This is a genomic window from Selenomonas sp. KH1T6 (assembly GCF_900108415.1).
GTDB classification, from domain to species: Bacteria; Bacillota; Negativicutes; order Selenomonadales; family Selenomonadaceae; genus Selenomonas_B; species Selenomonas_B ruminantium_A.
In genome coordinates, this window is record NZ_FNWN01000002.1 from 12,398 (window position 1) to 29,789 (window position 17,392).

The following is a 17,392-nucleotide window of genomic DNA, read 5'->3' on the forward strand; positions in this document are numbered from 1 at the left end:
TGAAGCATGAATAAAGAAGCATGGTGTGACAGGTATCTGTCCGAGGAAAGCCCAGAGTGCCTGCCCCTGCCCGATGGCAGGGAGCCGGGGAAGTGGGAGAGGCAAGCCCTGGACCTGGCTGTGGAGGTGGAAGCTGCAGAATTGTCGGCGAGCCTGCTGCTTTTGCTGGGGCTCTACGGAGGGCTGCAGGAGGGCGCGTTCCTCCTGCAGCAGGGAGAGTGCCTCAGGCCGGTGCGGCTCAGCTGGCAGGGGGAGGATTCCCCCGAGGAATTCATCTCACAGGTGCAAGGCTGGCTGGAGGAAGCAGGGAACTTTGCCTGGCAGGAGGAGGAAATAGCGGAACTTTTGGGTTGGGAGCCGGGCAGGGGGATGGTTCTCTGCCTTGAGGCGGAGCGCGGCTGGGTACCGGGTGACAGATATGCCCTGGGCTTCTGCGCTGGCGGGGGCGAGCTCTCTATCTGCTATGATGAGGGCAGGTACAGCCAGGCCCTCATCCGGGAACTGCTCCTGGCCTGGAGGGAAATCCTCCAGAGCCTGCGAGGGGCACAGTCCCTGAGCAAGGTGCTGGTTGCTTCGGCAGAGACCAGGCAGAGACTTGATGCCTTCAATGACAATGCCCGGGAATATGACCGCCAGACCACCATAGTGGAGCTTTTCCGTCAGCGGGCGGCAGAGTACCCGGAGCATACGGCGGTCATCTACGAGGAGCGGGCCTATACATATGCCCAGGTGGAGGATTTGACTGACAGGCTGGCAGCATATCTTGCCCGGCAGGGGCTGGGAAGGGGAGACCGGGTGGCGGTCTTCATTCCCCGGTCCGAGTACATGGTCATAGCCTCCCTGGGAGTGCTGAAGGCAGGCTGCGCCTATGAGCCACTGGATCCCAACTATCCCGATGAACGCCTGTCCTTCATGGCTAAGGATGCAGAGGTAAAGCTCATCATAGTGGCTGATGAGCTGAAGCCAAGGCTGGAGAATTTCCCTGACTACAAGGGTCTGGTGCTGGCTATTTCCGAGATGGCCAGCCTGCCACGGGCCACGGAGGAAGAAATCAAGGGGCTGGAGGCACCTGTGCCTGATGACCTTTTCATCCTCATCTACACTTCCGGCACCACTGGCGTGCCCAAAGGAGTGCGTCTCCTGCACAGCAATATCATGTGCTATGCTGCCTGGTATCGCAGGTACTTTGCTCCCACGCCGGAGACCAAGGTCAGCTGCTACAATAGCTATGGCTTTGACGGCTCCCTGGCAGATATGTATCCCATCCTGACGGTGGGAGGCGCTGTGGTGATAGTTCCTGAAGAAAAGAAACTGGACCTGCCTGCTCTGGCAGAGCTGATCCGGCGCCACAACATTTCCATTTCTGATATGCCCAGCCAGGTGGGGCGGCAATTTGCCCTGACCATGGACTGCCCCAGCCTCCGCTACATTGTGGGAGGCGGGGAGAAGCTGGTGTCTTTCCAGCCGGTCTATCCCTATATCTTGGCCAATGAATACGGCCCCACGGAGGCCACCGTATCCGTTACCTGCTACAATATGACCAAATACGAGGCCGATGTGCCCATTGGCACCCCAAATGACAATACCGATATCTACATTGTGGATGGTTATGGCCGCCGGGTGCCCCCGGGGGCTTTGGGAGAGCTTTGGATAGCCGGGCCCCAGGTGGCGGGAGGCTACCTGAACCGCCCGGAAAAGACAAGAGAGGTCTTCGTGCCCAATCCTTTCTCCACTGACCCTGACTATGCTGTCGCCTATCGCACCGGGGACATCGTGCGCTATCTGACTGACGGCAATATCCAGTTCGTGGGCCGCCGGGACGGCCTGGTGAAGATCAGGGGCTTCCGGGTGGAGCTTTCCGAGGTGGAGGGAGTCATACACGACTTCCCCCAGGTGGAAAATGCCGCCGTGGCAGCCTGGGACAATCCCGCAGGAGGCAAGTTCATTGCCGCCTATGTGGTGTCCCGGGAGCCCATTGACCAGGAGGCGCTGGCAGATTTCATCCGGGAGCGCAAGCCTCCCTACATGGTACCTGCAGCCATTGTGCAGCTGGATGCCATCCCCCGGAACCAGAATGGCAAGCTGAACAAGAAAGCCCTGCCTGTGCCGGAATTGAGGGGCGTATCTGAGGAGTATGTGGCCCCTAAGAACGACACTGAATCGGAGCTGTGCAGGGGCTTTGCCGCCGCCCTGGGGCTGGAACGGGCCAGCGCTGAGGAGGACTTCTTCCAGGCAGGGGGCGACAGTCTGAGCATTGTGCGGCTCCTGTCCGAGTGCCGGGAGCTGAAGCTGAATTTCAACCTTATCTATGAGGGCAAGACCCCCGCAGGCATTGCCACCCTGCTGGCGGAGCGCAGCCAGCAGGCAGCCGGGGAGAAGAAGGAAAGCCACTTCTTCGGCCCCCTGCAGGAACTGCATTACGATTGGGGCAATTCTCTGGAGGAGGGCTACGGCCTTCACTGTGATGCCTATGTAACCCTGTCTGCTGTCACTGATTTGCAACAGTTGGCAGTGGCTATCGAAAAGGTGCTGCTGGCACATCCAGCGGTGGATGCCAGACTGACAGCGGAGGGAGAGAAGCTACGCTGGAAGCAGGGTGACCTGCAGGGTTTGCGTCCCGCCGTTGAGGAGTTGACCCGGGCTGAGTATGAGGCCCTGAAGCACAAGCTGCGGCAGAGCATAAATAAGCCCGATACCCGCATGTTCGTCATGCGCCTCTTTGCCATCAGGGAGGAGGATGGAAGCCTTGCCAAGGTGTTCTACTTTGACATCCTCCATCCTATCATCGATGGGGATTCCATTGAGATTTTCCTGCAGGATATAGATGCCGCTTACCGTGGTGAAGAGGTTCAGCCTGAGGAGTACAGCATCTTTGACTACTACGACGAGATAGAGGCAAAGCTGGGCACCGAGGCTTATAAAAAGGAACAGCAGTGGAACCATGATTTTGTCCGCTCCTTCACCAGCCGTCTCAGCGAAATGCCAGGAGACCTGGACCCCAAGGGGGAGAACGAAACCAAGGATATCTTCGTGCCCGTCCATGTGGACCTGGCAGCGGTGGATGCTTTCACCAAGGCCCAGGGCATCACGGACGGCACTTTGACCGCTGCCGCCTTCGGCCTGCTGCAGGGCCGCAACAACGGGGAGCAGGCCGGGGTGGTGCTCACCATCTACAATGGCCGTGATGACATCCGCTTTGAGCGCACCATGGGAGCCATCTACCGTCACTATCCTCTTTGCGTGAGCTGGGATGAAAACATAGGGGCGGGGGATTTTGTCCGGCAGACCCAGGAAAATGTCCTGCTCTGCCGTCGTCACGCCCTCTATGAAGGTGATCCGGTGCCCCTCATCGTGGCTTTCTCCTACCAGGGGGAGGACATGGACACGGGCTTCGACTTCTGCGGGGGCCGGGCGGAATATGAGGAAATAGAGGACTTTGAGGAGGAGAATTTCGACTTCTTCGTCCACCGCCGCAGCGACGATTTCTATGTGAACCTGACTTACAATACCAAGGAGTACAGCGAGAAATTTGTAGAGAACTTCCTGCAAAACTACGCCAGGGTCATCCAGGACCTGGTGGCCGGGAAGAAGCCATCAGATATCTTGAAGGAGCTGGGCTGACAAGGAGGTTGTCCCTTGAGTTTGAAGGAAAAAGTGGATCATGCTTATTTTACCCGCAGGATGTTTATGGGGGCGGTGTTACCTGCCCCCCTGGCGGGGATTGGCCTGGCTTTGGCGGAAATGGGCCACACTATTTTGGTGGGGCATGCCATCGGCACGGAGGGGCTGGCTGCCGTAGGCTTCGCTTCGCCGCTCTTCCTGCTGGCTGCTTTCTTTGTCTTTGGCCTGTCCATGGGAGGGGCAGTGATTTATGCCAATCTCATGAACGAGGGGCGAAAGGAGGAGGCCCTTTCCATCTTCCGCTTCTTCCTGCGGCTGGCTGCCGCCATCGGCTTTGGGGTGGCGGCCGGAGGTCTGCTGCTGGAAGATGGGGTGCTGGCGGCACTGGGAACCTCTCCTGAGGACGGCGAAGTCTATCGGCTGGCCAAGAGCTATATCTCTTACATACTGTTGGGGATTCCCTTTGAGATTCTCATGGAGCTGGTGACCACCTACCTGAGGAATGACGATGCCGACACCCTGGCCATCACCCTGCAGACTGTCAGCGGCGTGGCCAATCTGGCTGTCAGCGCCCTGCTCCTGCTGGTCTTTGACTGGGGCATTGCCGGCTGCAGCTTCGGCTTCTTCATTGCCAATGCAGGGACTTTTGCCATTGCCATGGGCTATCTCTGCCTGGGCAGGGGGCAGCTGCGGGTGCTGGGCAGGGCTGCCTCCTTCGGGGAGGCTTTCAAGGCTATGCGGCTGGGCTTTGCCACTTCCTCTGAGTACATCTTCGATGCCCTCTTCACCCTGGTGGCCATCCACCTCATGATGGATTTGGCAGGCACCGAAGGGGTGGCGGTGTTCAACATCATCGAAAACCTCTCATTGCTTTTCATCTTCATCTACGAGTTTATCGGCAAGACGGCCCAGCCCCTCTTTTCCACCTTCTTTGCCGAGTGCAATTTCACCGAGCTGCACAGAGTCTTCCGCTACTGCCTGATATATTCACTGGTTTTGGGCGTCCTGGCTACTTTGGGGGTCGTGGTTTATCCCCAGATCCTGGATCTGCTCTTTGGCATGGAGGATATCGGGGAGGTGGGCAAGGCCTACTATGCGGCCAGGGTCTTCTGCATCGGCACCATCTTCATGGGGGTATGCCTGCTGCTGCAGAATTATCTCCAGTCCGAGGAGGATGAGAAAGGGGCTTTCCTGGTGGTCTTCATGCGGCGTCTGGGGGCCAGCCTGCCCCTGCTTTTCCTGCTGGCGGAGGGGGGCTTCTATGTCTTCTGGTTCGTCTATCCTCTGGGGGAGCTGGTGACGCTGGCGGTGCTCTGGTTTTACCACCGGCGCCGGGGGGAGCGCAGGTCCATCTCTGACGAGCGGGTCTACAGCGCCTCCTTCCTGGGCCATGCGGAGGCTGTGACTGAGCAGCTGGAGGCCATGGAGGATTTCGCCGCCCGCTGGGGGGCTGATGAGAAGAAACGCTACCTCCTGCGTCTGGCCCTGGAGGAAATCTGCGAGGAGGAAAGCAGCCGCTTTGGGGGGCAGGCAGTGCAGGTGCAGCTCACCCTGATTGCCAGGGAAGATGGCATATTCGAGCTCCATTTCCGTGATAATGGGGAGGAGTTCGACCCCTTCCAGCTGGCCCGGGAAGCCCTGGCTCGTAAGCCACAGGGCATGGCAGAGGCCGCCCGTGACACCCGCGGCTTGGGCCTGCACATGGTCAAAAGCCATGCAGCCAATCTTTTCTATCGCAGCTATCACGGCTTCAATACATTGACGCTGTCTATTTGAAATTGGCCCGGCAGGGGATAACCCAGCCGGGCTTTTTCTATGCGCCCAGCAAAACGAATCAAAACTTCTGCTGCCTCATTTTGATGAAGCCAGCAAGATAAAAAAGGGAAAACCCCTTCTCATGTAGAAAGAAAGGCAATAGCTATTTCGTAGGAGGGAATGTGTATGTTTTTTATGAACTCTGTGAAAGGACGGCTGACGGCCATGTTTGTGGCCATCGGTGTCCTGGCCACTCTGACAGTAGGCTCATACTTCATCTTCAGCACTATCCAGGAAAACAAAGAGGAAAATATCGCCTACAGGAAAAACCTGGAGGAACACTACGACAGGGAAATCAAGCTGCAGACAGAAGCTCTGGTATCCTCCCTGAACGGCATCTACTCGCAGCAGCAGCAGGGCAAGATCACCGAAGCCCAAGGCAAGGAACTGGCTCTGGCTACCATCAGGGCCCTGCGCTACGATGACGGCAAGGGCTACTTCTTTGCCGATGAGAAAGCCACCGGCATCTGCGTGGCCCACGCTACTTTGGGCTCCAAAGTCGAAGGCAAGATGCGACTCAATGACAAGGACAGCAACGGTGTCCTCTATATGCAGGAAATCTTCAAGGCAGCCCAGCAGGAGGGGGGCGGCTACTCCAACTTCGCCTTCCCCAAGCCCGGCGAGAGCACTGATCTGCCCAAGCGGGGCTATTCCATGGAATTCAAGCCCTATGGCTGGATCATCTGCACCGGCTCCTGGATTGACTACATAGACGAGGCGGCAGCCGCCTATGTGGCAGAAAATGACTCTGCCCTCTACAGCAGGATTGCCATGGCCGCCGTTATCATGCTGGTGATTTCCGCCCTGATGGTGCTCTTTGGCATCAAGCTGGCAGGCGGCTTCAGCGGCCCCATCTCCTTTGTCACCGGACGCCTGCAGAAGTTTGCCCAAGGAGATTATCGCCAGGAACCCATCAATCCGGAATTTGCAAGCCGGCAGGATGAAATCGGCCAGATGGTGGAAGTGCTGGGAGTGATGGGAGGCAGCATGAGAAAGCTTTTGGATGCCATCCGCAGCTCTGCCCAGCAGGTATCCTCTGATGCTGCTCAGCTGAATGAAATGACCGCCCAATCCGCCACCGCCAGCCAGCAGGTGGCCGAATCTATCACCGATGTGGCCCACGCCACCAACACTCAGCTCACCGCCATCACCGAGGCTACTGATGCCATGGAAAACCTGCTCACCCGCATAGAGACCATGGCCCACAACGCCCGCCGGGCTGCGGTAGAGACCAAGCAGGCCACGGACGAAGCCCAAAAGGGGGCCGAGGTCGTAGACCGCACCGTCAAGGATATGGCCCGCCTCAGCGAAGTGGTTGGCGAATCTGCCAGGGTGGTTGACAGCCTGGGAGAGCGTTCCGACACCATCGGCAAGATCACCGATGACATCTCCGGCATCGCCGAGCAGACCAACCTGCTGGCGTTGAATGCTGCCATCGAAGCCGCCAGGGCAGGAGAGGCAGGACGGGGCTTTGCCGTAGTGGCAGAGGAAATCAGGAAACTGGCAGCCCAGTCCGAAGAAGCCGCCAGCCGCATCGCCTCCCTCATCACCCAGATCCAGCACGAGACAGAGCAGGCCGTAAGCAGCATGCATGACGGCACCGCCCAGCTCACCTCCACCCAGAAAAGCGTGGAGGAAACCGGCCAGGTCTTCGACCAGATCGTGACCCTGGTGGACAAGATCGCCCAGCGTTCCCAAAAGATTTCCGCCGACTCCCAGGAGGCCGGCGCTAGTGCCAAAACCTGCCGCAATTCCATCGACAATATCAGCCAGATGAGCCGCAGCGTGGTATCCAACGCCGAAACTGTCTCCGCCGCCACAGAGCAGCAGACCGCTGCCGTCCATGAAATGAACACCAACACCCAGCAGCTGGCCAGGATGGCAGGAGAACTTGAGCAGGAAGTAGCAAAATTCAAGGTGTAGATACCCTGCTGGAATAATAAAGAATAGCCCGGCAGGTGAATCCTGCTGGGCTATTGCTTTATCGCATTTGTTCAGCAAGCCCCTAAAAAGAAGAAATGATACAAATAGTTACCGCCGCGAGGTGGCTTAAAAAGTGTTGATTGGTGATATATTTATACACCGTTTGAACTATAAATAAATTTAAGAGGGAAGTTCATGATGGAATATATGAAATTACTTTCAGGTATACTGATACTTACCTCGTTGCTGCACGATTGGGGCAAAGCCAATGATGCTTTCCAGGAATCGCTGCGAAAGAAGAAAGCGAGAGATTGCTATCGTCACGAGTGGCTTAGCTGCAAGCTGGTGGAGAATCTTTGTGCTGCTGCTGATAACGATGCTGATTGGCTTCAGCAGCTTGCCGAAGGAAAAATTGATGAAAAGGCTCTTATTGCGGCAATACAAAAAAACTATGCTCAGGAGATAGGTGAAATGCCACCTATTGCCAGCATGATTTGCTGGTTGATTCTGTGCCATCATCGAATGCCGACGCTGGAAAAAGAAGATTGTGCTGGCTTCGTGAAAGCTGAGGGCAATTCTTTTCAAGAGGTACTGTCTATAATTGAGCCTGAATGGGGATATAAGAAAGTTGATGAGGTGAAAATGCCCATGTTTTCCAAGGGCTTGCTGCTTGATTCAGTAGTTTGGCTGCAGGAGCTGAAGGAAGCCAGCCAAGCGGTGCTGGATGAGCAAGATAAGCTTCTGGAGATATGGGAAGCTGAAAACACAAGAATCTTCTTATTGCAGGCGAGAATTTGCCTGATGCTGGCAGATTACGCTGTTTCGTCAGAGGAGGCGGACAAGGCGTGGAAAGGTGGACGGCAGGTTTTGTATGCAAATACCTGTCAAAGGAAGCTGAAGCAAAAACTTGCTGAACATCTGGTGCGTGTTTCCCGGCAGGCTGTTCAGATAGCCAATACCTTGCCGAAACTCATGGTTGGGATGAAACGGGCAAGAAGTGTCGAAAAACTCCAACAAGAAAGTAAACTGTCAGCTTTTGCCTGGCAGGATTTGGCAGTGAAGGCTGTGCGTGAAAATAAAGCAAAGTCTGAGGCCGGGGGCGGATGGTTTGTAGTCAATATGGCAGGAACAGGCTGCGGCAAAACCTTTGCCAATGCCAAGCTTGCCATGGCTATCTCGCAAGATGGAGAGTCCTTAAGATATAGTCTTCTGCTGGGACTTAGAAGTCTTACGCTGCAAACCGGCGATGAATATCGCAGTCGTGTAAGGCTGAACGAAAATGATATGGCCGTGTTGATTGGTTCTGCTACAGTCAAGGAACTGTATGAAAGGGTGAAAGGCGGAAAAGAAGATTGTGAGAAAGCCTGGGATGATAATAGTGATACTGCAAACATGAATGAGCTTATGCCTGGTGATATTGATGGTGGTACTGCTCAAGATGAAGATGTTTTGGCGGCGCTCTTTCCTAAGAATAATGAAGATGCAAGTCAGAAGCATCGCAGATTGCTGTATGCTCCTGTGCTGGTGTCCACTATTGATCACCTTATGCCAGGTACGGAAAGCATTCGTGGTGGACGCTTTATATTGCCTGCGCTGAGGATGATGACGGCTGATATTGTCATCGATGAGATAGATGACTTCACAGGCAGTGATTTAGTAGCTATAGCAAGGCTTACACATCTGGCTGGCATGCTGGGGCGCAATGTGATATTGTCATCTGCAACTATACCGCCTGATTTAGCAGAAGGCTTGTTTTCTGCTTATAAAAGTGGACGGGAACTATATGCTCGTTTTTGTGGCACAAGCAATGATATCAACTGCGTTTGGTGTGATGAGTTCATGACTGAAGTAAAGTTGATGGACAGCCAAAAAAAAGTTGATTTCAGGAGGGCTCATGCTGCGTATGTTGAGCACCATTGCAAGAAACTTCTGTCTCAGCCACCGAAAAGATGGGCCTGGATAAAGGATTGCACTGATATTTTTAGCAAAACAGATGATGAGAGGCGAAAGGCATATTGCGAATGTATGAAAGAAGCGGCGGTCACCCTTCATCCAAATTACTTCGTAATAGATAAGAAAACCAATAAAAAGGTATCAATTGGTCTTGTCAGGACAGCTAATATCAGGTTGTGTGTGGAAGTAGCCAGGTATTTCGTAGAGACAGCTGCGTGGCCAGAAAATATGGCACCGAGGATTATGGTATATCATAGCAGGCAGACACTGCTTTTGCGAACGCTGCAGGAGAAATATCTTGATGGAGCCTTGAAGCGCAAGGGGCAGGATACGGAGAAGATTGATTTCACAGATAGCGTTATGCGTAAGCATATAGATGAAGTAGAAGAAAATAATATTCTCTTTATTGTCGTAGCTACACCTATCGAAGAAGTGGGCCGCGATCATGATTTTGACTGGGCTATATTGGAGCCATCTTCATATCGTTCGCTCATTCAGTTGGCTGGTCGTATACGCAGGCATAGAGGTGCTTTCAAGGCAAAGGCTGTAGGTAATATCTGTATAATGCAATATAATATGTTGGCTTTGGAGGGAAAAAAGATAGCATACACATCGCCTGGTTTTGAGTGCGAAGAATATGTCCTGAAGACGCATGATTTGCAGCAACTGGTAGACGTTGATAGCCTGGCTGAGAGAGTAGATGCCATACCTAGAGTCAGCAGGCAGGAAATGTTGTTACCAAAGAGACGGCTCATAGATTTGGAACACCAGGTATTGAGCGATTTTCGCAATCTTTCCAATGTGGGGGCTGCATTTATTCATGGCTGGCAGGACGAGTATTGGTATCTGACTGGTTTGCCACAGACTTTGAATCCTTTCCGTGAGGGGGACAGAGATATCGAATTGTATCTAGAAAAAGATGATGCGGGGAGGTACAGATTTAAAAAAATGGATGAAGAATCTGGGAAGTTTATGCTGGTTGAAGAAACCTATGACATCGTTCATGCTGAAGTTGAAGATAGTGAGAAGTTTTGGCTTGAAAGGGATTATGGTACCGCAATTGAGGTTGGCAAAGAATGGAGTTATAGAGTGGGACTTCTGACTATTTCTGATAAGGAACGCAGGCGCATATATTCTGATCAGTATGGCATGGTTGAAATTATTAGGTGAGGAGGGGTAAGGGTGAGTGTTTTCCTGGATGAACTTGCAAAGAAAGTAAAAAGCAAGGATAAGGATTTGGGGGCCTGTTTGCTGAGATTGGCCGATAATGTATGCAAGATAGAGTTGGCTTCGCATATCGGCAAATACACGGACCCTGAACTTCAGGTTAATTATTGTGTGCCCACGGATGGCGTGGCTGATATTAACTACGTGATGACCAAGACTGTGAATTGCCAGGTAGATATGTATGGCAGTGCCGCGTATGCTGCAACCAGCAGTTTGCTTACCAAGAAACTAGAGGATGGTAAGACGGTATATCAGCATCTCAATAGTGACGATATGTTACGGGAAGATATAGAATCTATTGGCCTTGCCTATGATGAAATCAAAGAAAAACTGCTTGCTTTCAAGGAGCCTGACAGTCATGCGCCAATAGGGAATAAGCTTAGGCAAGTGTATTTTCCTGTCGGAGATACAGATCACCTGCTGTCAGTCATGCAACCTGCTTGCGTTATTCAAGAATTGGCGACCAGGGCAAGAGCAATGAGGGATTTGAAGTTTGAGGCACGGAAGCCAGATGCTGATATAGGTGAATACAGTGATATCTATGGGATGGTAAGCACCAAAATAGGTGGAGCAAATGCACAAAATGTGTCTATAGGCACGACTGGCATGGAGGCAAAAATGTTATTGTCCATGCCACCAAAATTTGATAAGAGAGTATTTTTGCCTCAAAAAGATTTTTTTAAAGAAAAAGTGTGGTTCAATAACACCTTCAAGGATATATATAAGCATATATGCAAGCATTATAACACTGCATGGGAAAATAAGCAGAATCGGGAGATACTAGACTATTACTGGTCCAAAGCTATCGATGAGACATATAGATTTGTGTATGAGTTGCGTGCGGAGCCGCAAGGCTGGAGTGAAAAGGGAAAGCTTCCCAGGGAACAGGCTGTCTGGTTGGATGATAAATATATTGATGAACGTTATGACAGCGATGAATGGCAGAAAGAAGTTGTATCGGAATTTGCCAAAAGGTTGAGGGGATTTTTTGTTGAAGCATGGAAAATTGAGTATAGAAAAGAAATCACACTTGATGATAAGTTTTTGTATAATTTGAGAGAGAAAATCCTTAGGGTTGTTCAATCAGACTGATGGTTGTGTTGATTAGAGGTGAGAGCCTGATGGATAAAACTTATTTGTTGGTTTCTAAAATGAAGATCCATAATGCCAATGCGGCCAGTTCAGCTTACACCATAGGGGTGCCAGCTATGACTGCATGGACAGGTTTCATGTATGCACTGGAGAGATATGTCAGAACCAAAAGCAAGCTGGAGGGGGTTAGGTTTACCGGAATTGCAGTATCGTATCATGAATGTGAACTTCAAACGTATAGGTTGGACGCATATAGGACACATATTGTTGGCTATGCCAAGCCGCCTAAGCTGGATGGTAACGATGGTGGCATAAAGTCTGCCTCATTCATTGAAGAAGCAAGATGTCATATGTGTGTTAGCCTTCTTATTGAAGTTGAAGGCGTGAACGGCATGAATGAAAAGATGTTGCTGAGGGCTACAAAGGAACGGATACCGCGCATGAAAGCTGCTGGGGGAGATATTGGGACAAAATTTGATGAGAAAAATTTAACTGTTCATTATGTTAGAGATGAAAAGTCTATGTATAAGGTAAGAGCCAGGTTGATGTGTGGTACTATACTGAAGGAGCGCACGGACCTTATACAGCCGACGGAGGAGCATGATGCGCTTGATTGTTTAATGGATATTCAGCGTGTAGTGTATAAGAAGTTTGTCGAGGAGCAGGAAGATTCTAAGAAGAAAGTGCGTTGGGAAAGCAGCAAATTCATTGATAAGGGTTGGTTGGTACCTATAGCTGTAGGTTATTGTGATTTGTCCGGACCTACTGATAAACTTGAGGGCCAAAGATCTTATGATTATGAGCATCACTTTGTTGAGCCGATAGTTACGGTAGGAGAGTTTAGGATGCCGCATAGATTCAATACCCTTGACGAAATGATGTGGCGTTATGACTATGATGAGGTCAATGGCCTTTATCTTTGCAAACAGACAGTTCAATAAGAAAAGGAGAAATGTGGTATGGCTAAGAAGAAAGAATCTAACAATACGAAACTTCCCTCTCTGCTGGCTTATGAAAAGAAACTTGTTCCTTCTGATGGCTATTTATATGGTACTGTCTGGGATGATAATCATATCAATGATACTGAGCCACTTAAAATAACTGAGAAAGCAGTGCGCGGTACTGATTCCACTTTGCAGGAGAATTCTAAAGCCGATACTGAAGATAAATTTGAGGCGAGGATTACCAAGGCAAATTTGCAGACAGTGGATGCCTGTATGCTGGGAGTTAATCAGGATACAATAGTGCTGACGTTCACGTTGAAGATCCTGAGTGGCGTAGAAACTCCGATTGCTTGTAATGATGTGGCATTTAATGACAATTACTACGCCAAGGTTAAAGAGTACATAAAGAAAACGGGATGCTGGGAGTTGGCCCATCGTTATGCTACGAATATTGCTAATGGCCGTTTCCTGTGGCGCAATCGTCTGGGGGCAGAGAAGGTTGAAGTTTATGTGAAGGCTGATGATTTGGAGGCAACCTTCTCAGCATATGACTATTCTCTGCGCAATTTTGATAGATATGATGAGAATCTGGATAGGTTGGCAGGTAAGATTGCCTCAGCCCTGTCTGGCGAGACTCCCTATTTGTATGTTGAGGTAAAGGCTTATGCCAAGGTGGGCTTCGGCCAGGAAGTTTATCCTAGTGAGGAGCTGGTGTTTAGCAAAGGCAAGGAGGACAAGAGCAAGATCCTGTATCAGTCAGACAGCATCGCAGCCATGCACTCCCAGAAAATCGGCAATGCGCTGCGTACTGTTGATAATTGGTATCCTGACTATCCGGACAAGGAAAACTCGCCTGTTCTGGCTGCTGAGGTTTATGGCGCAGTGACTACCAGGGGGCGGGCGTTCCGCATGCCAAACAGTAAGCAGGACTTTTATACCTTGTTTAAGAAATATATGTTTGGAGATGAACCTTTGACGAATGAAGAGGAACATTATGTAGTAGCAGTTCTCATTCGCGGTGGCGTATTCGGTGAGAGCGATAAGAAAGATAAGAAGGATGGTTGATTTATGGTGAAATATTATCAGGAGTTGACCATACTGCCGGATGGGGAGGTCAATGAAAATCATATATGGGGCAAGTTGTATCAGTCGGTTCATATTGCCTTGTCAGACAAGATGGAGGAGGAGAGGGGGCGCATTGGCGTTTCCTTCCCTCACTATAGCCTGGATGGCTTGGGGGATAAGCTAAGGATTTTTGCAGAGACAAAAGAAGAACTGCTAGCTCTGAATATGCAACAACAGGTGGCCAGGTATCGCGATTATGTCCATGTAAAGGGAATCGCCAAGGTGCCTGAGCATGTTACATGGGCTACTTTCAAGCGCCGCCATAGTAAGGGGAATCCTGCTAAACTAGCAAGAAGATATGCCACGAGGCATAATATCTCTTTTGAGGAGGCTATCAAGATTTTCCCGGAGCAGGTGCATAGAAAACTACCTTATGTAGTGCTTCGCAGTGATAGCAACAAGCATGAGTACCGTTTGTCTATAGAGAAAATAGACAAGGATGAAGTCAGCGCGATGGGGTTCGGGAGTTATGGGCTGGATAATCAGTCTACTGTGCCTGTGTTTTGACCCAAATTTTTGGATTGCCTTCAGAAGCCAGTAAAATCAAGGCTTCTTGAAGGGTCTCAGAATTTGGGGTAAAATAGGGAAAAGTGCTGTGATAGCAGGTGCGATAAGGTAGTAGGCAGCAGTTTTTACAGGTTAACCGCCGTGTAGGCGGCTTAGAAATGCATGATTTCAATGACTTCGCCGCTGACTGCGTTAACCGCCGTGTAGGCGGCTTAGAAATGCTGGCCATCAGGAAAATCAAGGACGGGGAGGTTAACCGCCGTGTAGGCGGCTTAGAAAACAGGTGAAGGCCATGTGTATCCGCATACAAGGTTAACCGCCGTGTAGGCGGCTTAGAAACGTACAAAAACGAAGCGACGTTCCAGGTGGGCGTTAACCGCCGTGTAGGCGGCTTAGAAATTCCGCATAAAGCGGGAGGAGCTAGAGCGGTAGTTAACCGCCGTGTAGGCGGCTTAGAAAATGCTCCGTGCATCTGTTTCCCGCGAAAACCAGTTAACCGCCGTGTAGGCGGCTTAGAAAAATTGCAATGACAAATGCGAACATCGTGATTGGTTAACCGCCGTGTAGGCGGCTTAGAAAATCAAGACATGGAGGCCCAATACCGGCGCACCGTTAACCGCCGTGTAGGCGGCTTAGAAATGCACTGATATCCGCACGGTTGCCCTTGCGGTGTTAACCGCCGTGTAGGCGGCTTAGAAATTCGTGACGGTTTCCTCGACCCTGCCGTTGATGTTAACCGCCGTGTAGGCGGCTTAGAAAGTATGAGCAAATGCTCCGGCTCTATGCCAAATGTTAACCGCCGTGTAGGCGGCTTAGAAAAGCAGGAAAAATGATTGCCACCAATCAGGGCCGTTAACCGCCGTGTAGGCGGCTTAGAAAACGGCGCAGAACTGGCGGCGAAGTATGGAAAGGTTAACCGCCGTGTAGGCGGCTTAGAAAATACTCAAGTGGTGTATGTCCAATGTGGCGGTGTTAACCGCCGTGTAGGCGGCTTAGAAATGGCAGGGAGACCTGTACCGGAGTGATATCATGTTAACCGCCGTGTAGGCGGCTTAGAAATTTCCCGGGCTTTTCGGTCTCCCCGTCCTGCCGTTAACCGCCGTGTAGGCGGCTTAGAAAATTTGCTCGACATGACAGATTCCTCCCTTCACGTTAACCGCCGTGTAGGCGGCTTAGAAAAGATGAAAATATAACGCCTGGGTCGTCAAGGGGTTAACCGCCGTGTAGGCGGCTTAGAAAAGTGAATAACCCTGCTCCGCCTGCTTGTCGGTGTTAACCGCCGTGTAGGCGGCTTAGAAAAGCACCGTGGACATGCCCTTGATCAGGCTCTCGTTAACCGCCGTGTAGGCGGCTTAGAAAGCTGTAAAACAGCAGGAGGAATAGGGCCTTGTGTTAACCGCCGTGTAGGCGGCTTAGAAAAGACAGCAGCGCATTAGGCCAGGCTGTGCGGAGTTAACCGTTGTGTAGGCGGCTTAGAAAATGTGCAGTTAGGAGTTTCCCTTTCGGGAAACGTTAACCGCCGTGTAGGCGGGAATTCACTATTGGCGGTAATGTTAATATTGTATTCCCAAAGAAAGAAGCCTGAGACATGAAAAATCAGTATTTTGGAGATATCGGCGACTATGGGAAATATGGATTGTTGCGATTTTTGGCAGGACATGGGGAAACCGTTGCCGTTAACTGGTACTTGACAAAAGATGATCAATCCAATGACGGGAATATTCGAGACTACCTCACAAAAGAGAAGGATCGGAGATACGATCCCAATTTGTTTGATGTGCTAAAGAGAATGAGTGCTCAAAACAAAATAGATGTCTGCGAATTCGCGGCACTTGGTATGATTCCTGGTGCAGGATACTTCGATAAAATTGTTGAGCCGGTAGTGTCGACACTGACTATTTCAGAAAAACGGGCAACGCGTAAACAGTGGCATCGGGAAGCACTCGCAGTTTGTGAAGAATATGATCTCGTATTTTTAGATCCGGACAATGGCTTGAGAGCAGGGATACCCACTGCAAGGAAAGATGCGATGAAGTACGTCTATTCTTCTGAGGTTGCTGATTATTATGAGCGTGGCCAGGATGTAGTCTATTACTGTCACAAAGGAAGACGTACTAATGTACAATGGGAAAAGGCCAAGCACATTATGCAGGAACAATGTCCCAATGCGATGCTAAAGGGCATTACCTTTCATCGTGGCACTCAACGCAGTTATATATTTGTGATACATCCCGAAAGTGAGAAGTTGTATCGTAATCTCCTTAAAAACTTTCTGGAAACTGCGTGGAGTGATTGCTTTACGGATGAGTTTGATGATTGAAATGACATCGATTGATTGAAACATGAGCTATGGGCCTTTGACAACTAGGGAAGACATAAAAAATGGACTCTGCTACGAGTCCATTTTTGTGTCTTTACAGATTAGAACTTTCCTCCACCGCCGCCGTGGCTGCCGCCGCCACCGCCGCCGGAGCTTTTCTTTGGCTTGGGGCGGCGGGTTTCGGTGGTGTAGAGGAAGGTGTCGTTGTTTTCCGTGAGGCTTACGCTGCCGTCTTCCAGATAGGCATCTGCCGAGGGGGCGTAGGCCACGTTGCTCATCATGCCTTCAAGGACGCTATTGACCAGAATGGCGGCAAGAACGCCCAAGGCAATGGCTATGACCAGGGCCAGGGGACTGAATTCGTTGTAGGGGTCGTAAGGCTCCCCTTCCCGCTCGTAGTAGGCGAGCATTTCATCTGTGCCGTCTACGTAGGCATCAAAGGCACCGTAGAAGTCATTGTCCTTCAGATGGGGCAGGAAGGCTTCTTTCAGATGGGGGAAACCGCCGTCATCGGTGATGATGGTGCGCATGACGCTGTCCGTGGATACATGGTAGTCGCGGCTGTCCATGGCCAGGAGCAGCACGATGCTGCCGTTCTTGCCGCCGGCATACTGCTTATCAAGGATGCTGTTGGCAGTCTTGCCCGGTGGTGCCCCCTTCAGGGATTTCATGGTGACGATGCCGATTTTCACTTGATGGGCATCTTCCACCTGCTTGATTTTCTGCTCCAGTGCTGCTTTCTGCTCTGCCTTGAGAAGCTTGGCTCCGTCCTGTACAGAGGCGGCAAAGGCCGCCGTCATGGTCAACAGGAGGCAGAGCAGGAGGGCAGAGAGCATAGCGGATACTCTAGCAAGTCTTTTCATCT

The 17,392-nt window shown here is 51.2% G+C and carries 10 protein-coding genes and 1 CRISPR repeat array; of the genes, 9 read left to right on the top strand and 1 reads right to left on the bottom strand.

Annotation, left to right across the window (positions count from 1 at the left end):
• Positions 1-6 precede the first annotated feature (6 nt).
• From BLW59_RS01550 to BLW59_RS01590, 9 genes are all read left to right on the top strand, one after another.
• Positions 7-3,621, top strand: coding sequence for an amino acid adenylation domain-containing protein (locus tag BLW59_RS01550; protein WP_074695582.1), 3,615 nt, complete (start codon positions 7-9; stop codon positions 3,619-3,621).
• 15 nt (positions 3,622-3,636) lie between these two features.
• A complete protein-coding gene (locus BLW59_RS01555; RefSeq protein WP_074695584.1) occupies positions 3,637-5,397 on the top strand; it encodes an MATE family efflux transporter in 1,761 nt (586 codons plus the stop codon).
• A 165-nt stretch (positions 5,398-5,562) separates the two neighbouring features.
• Positions 5,563-7,359: a methyl-accepting chemotaxis protein gene (locus tag BLW59_RS01560; RefSeq protein WP_175463330.1), complete on the top strand. Its 1,797-nt coding sequence runs from the start codon at positions 5,563-5,565 to the stop codon at positions 7,357-7,359.
• Positions 7,360-7,554: 195 nt separating this feature from the next.
• Complete coding sequence (cas3f, locus tag BLW59_RS01565) at positions 7,555-10,482, top strand: type I-F CRISPR-associated helicase Cas3f (RefSeq protein WP_074695586.1); 2,928 nt, start codon at positions 7,555-7,557, stop codon at positions 10,480-10,482.
• A gap of 12 nt (positions 10,483-10,494) precedes the next feature.
• Positions 10,495-11,631, top strand: coding sequence for a type I-F CRISPR-associated protein Csy1 (locus BLW59_RS01570; protein WP_074695588.1), 1,137 nt, complete (start codon positions 10,495-10,497; stop codon positions 11,629-11,631).
• Positions 11,632-11,660: 29 nt separating this feature from the next.
• Positions 11,661-12,572, top strand: a complete 912-nt coding sequence (locus BLW59_RS01575; RefSeq protein WP_074695907.1) for a type I-F CRISPR-associated protein Csy2 — start codon at positions 11,661-11,663, stop codon at positions 12,570-12,572.
• 18 nt (positions 12,573-12,590) lie between these two features.
• Positions 12,591-13,640 (top strand): type I-F CRISPR-associated protein Csy3, encoded by a 1,050-nt coding sequence (gene csy3 / locus BLW59_RS01580; protein ID WP_074695590.1) that lies wholly within the window; start codon positions 12,591-12,593, stop codon positions 13,638-13,640.
• A 3-nt stretch (positions 13,641-13,643) separates the two neighbouring features.
• On the top strand, positions 13,644-14,207 hold the full coding sequence (gene cas6f, locus BLW59_RS01585) for a type I-F CRISPR-associated endoribonuclease Cas6/Csy4 (RefSeq protein WP_029545530.1): 564 nt from the start codon (positions 13,644-13,646) through the stop codon (positions 14,205-14,207).
• 131 nt (positions 14,208-14,338) lie between these two features.
• Positions 14,339-15,686: a CRISPR direct-repeat array (repeat unit 28 nt; unit sequence GTTAACCGCCGTGTAGGCGGCTTAGAAA).
• Positions 15,687-15,795: 109 nt separating this feature from the next.
• Positions 15,796-16,527 (top strand): hypothetical protein, encoded by a 732-nt coding sequence (locus tag BLW59_RS01590; protein WP_074695593.1) that lies wholly within the window; start codon positions 15,796-15,798, stop codon positions 16,525-16,527.
• 101 nt (positions 16,528-16,628) lie between these two features.
• Here the strand turns inward: BLW59_RS01590 and BLW59_RS01595 are convergent, their stop codons facing one another.
• Positions 16,629-17,390, bottom strand: coding sequence for a TPM domain-containing protein (locus BLW59_RS01595; RefSeq protein WP_074695595.1), 762 nt, complete (start codon positions 17,388-17,390; stop codon positions 16,629-16,631).
• Positions 17,391-17,392 lie beyond the last annotated feature (2 nt).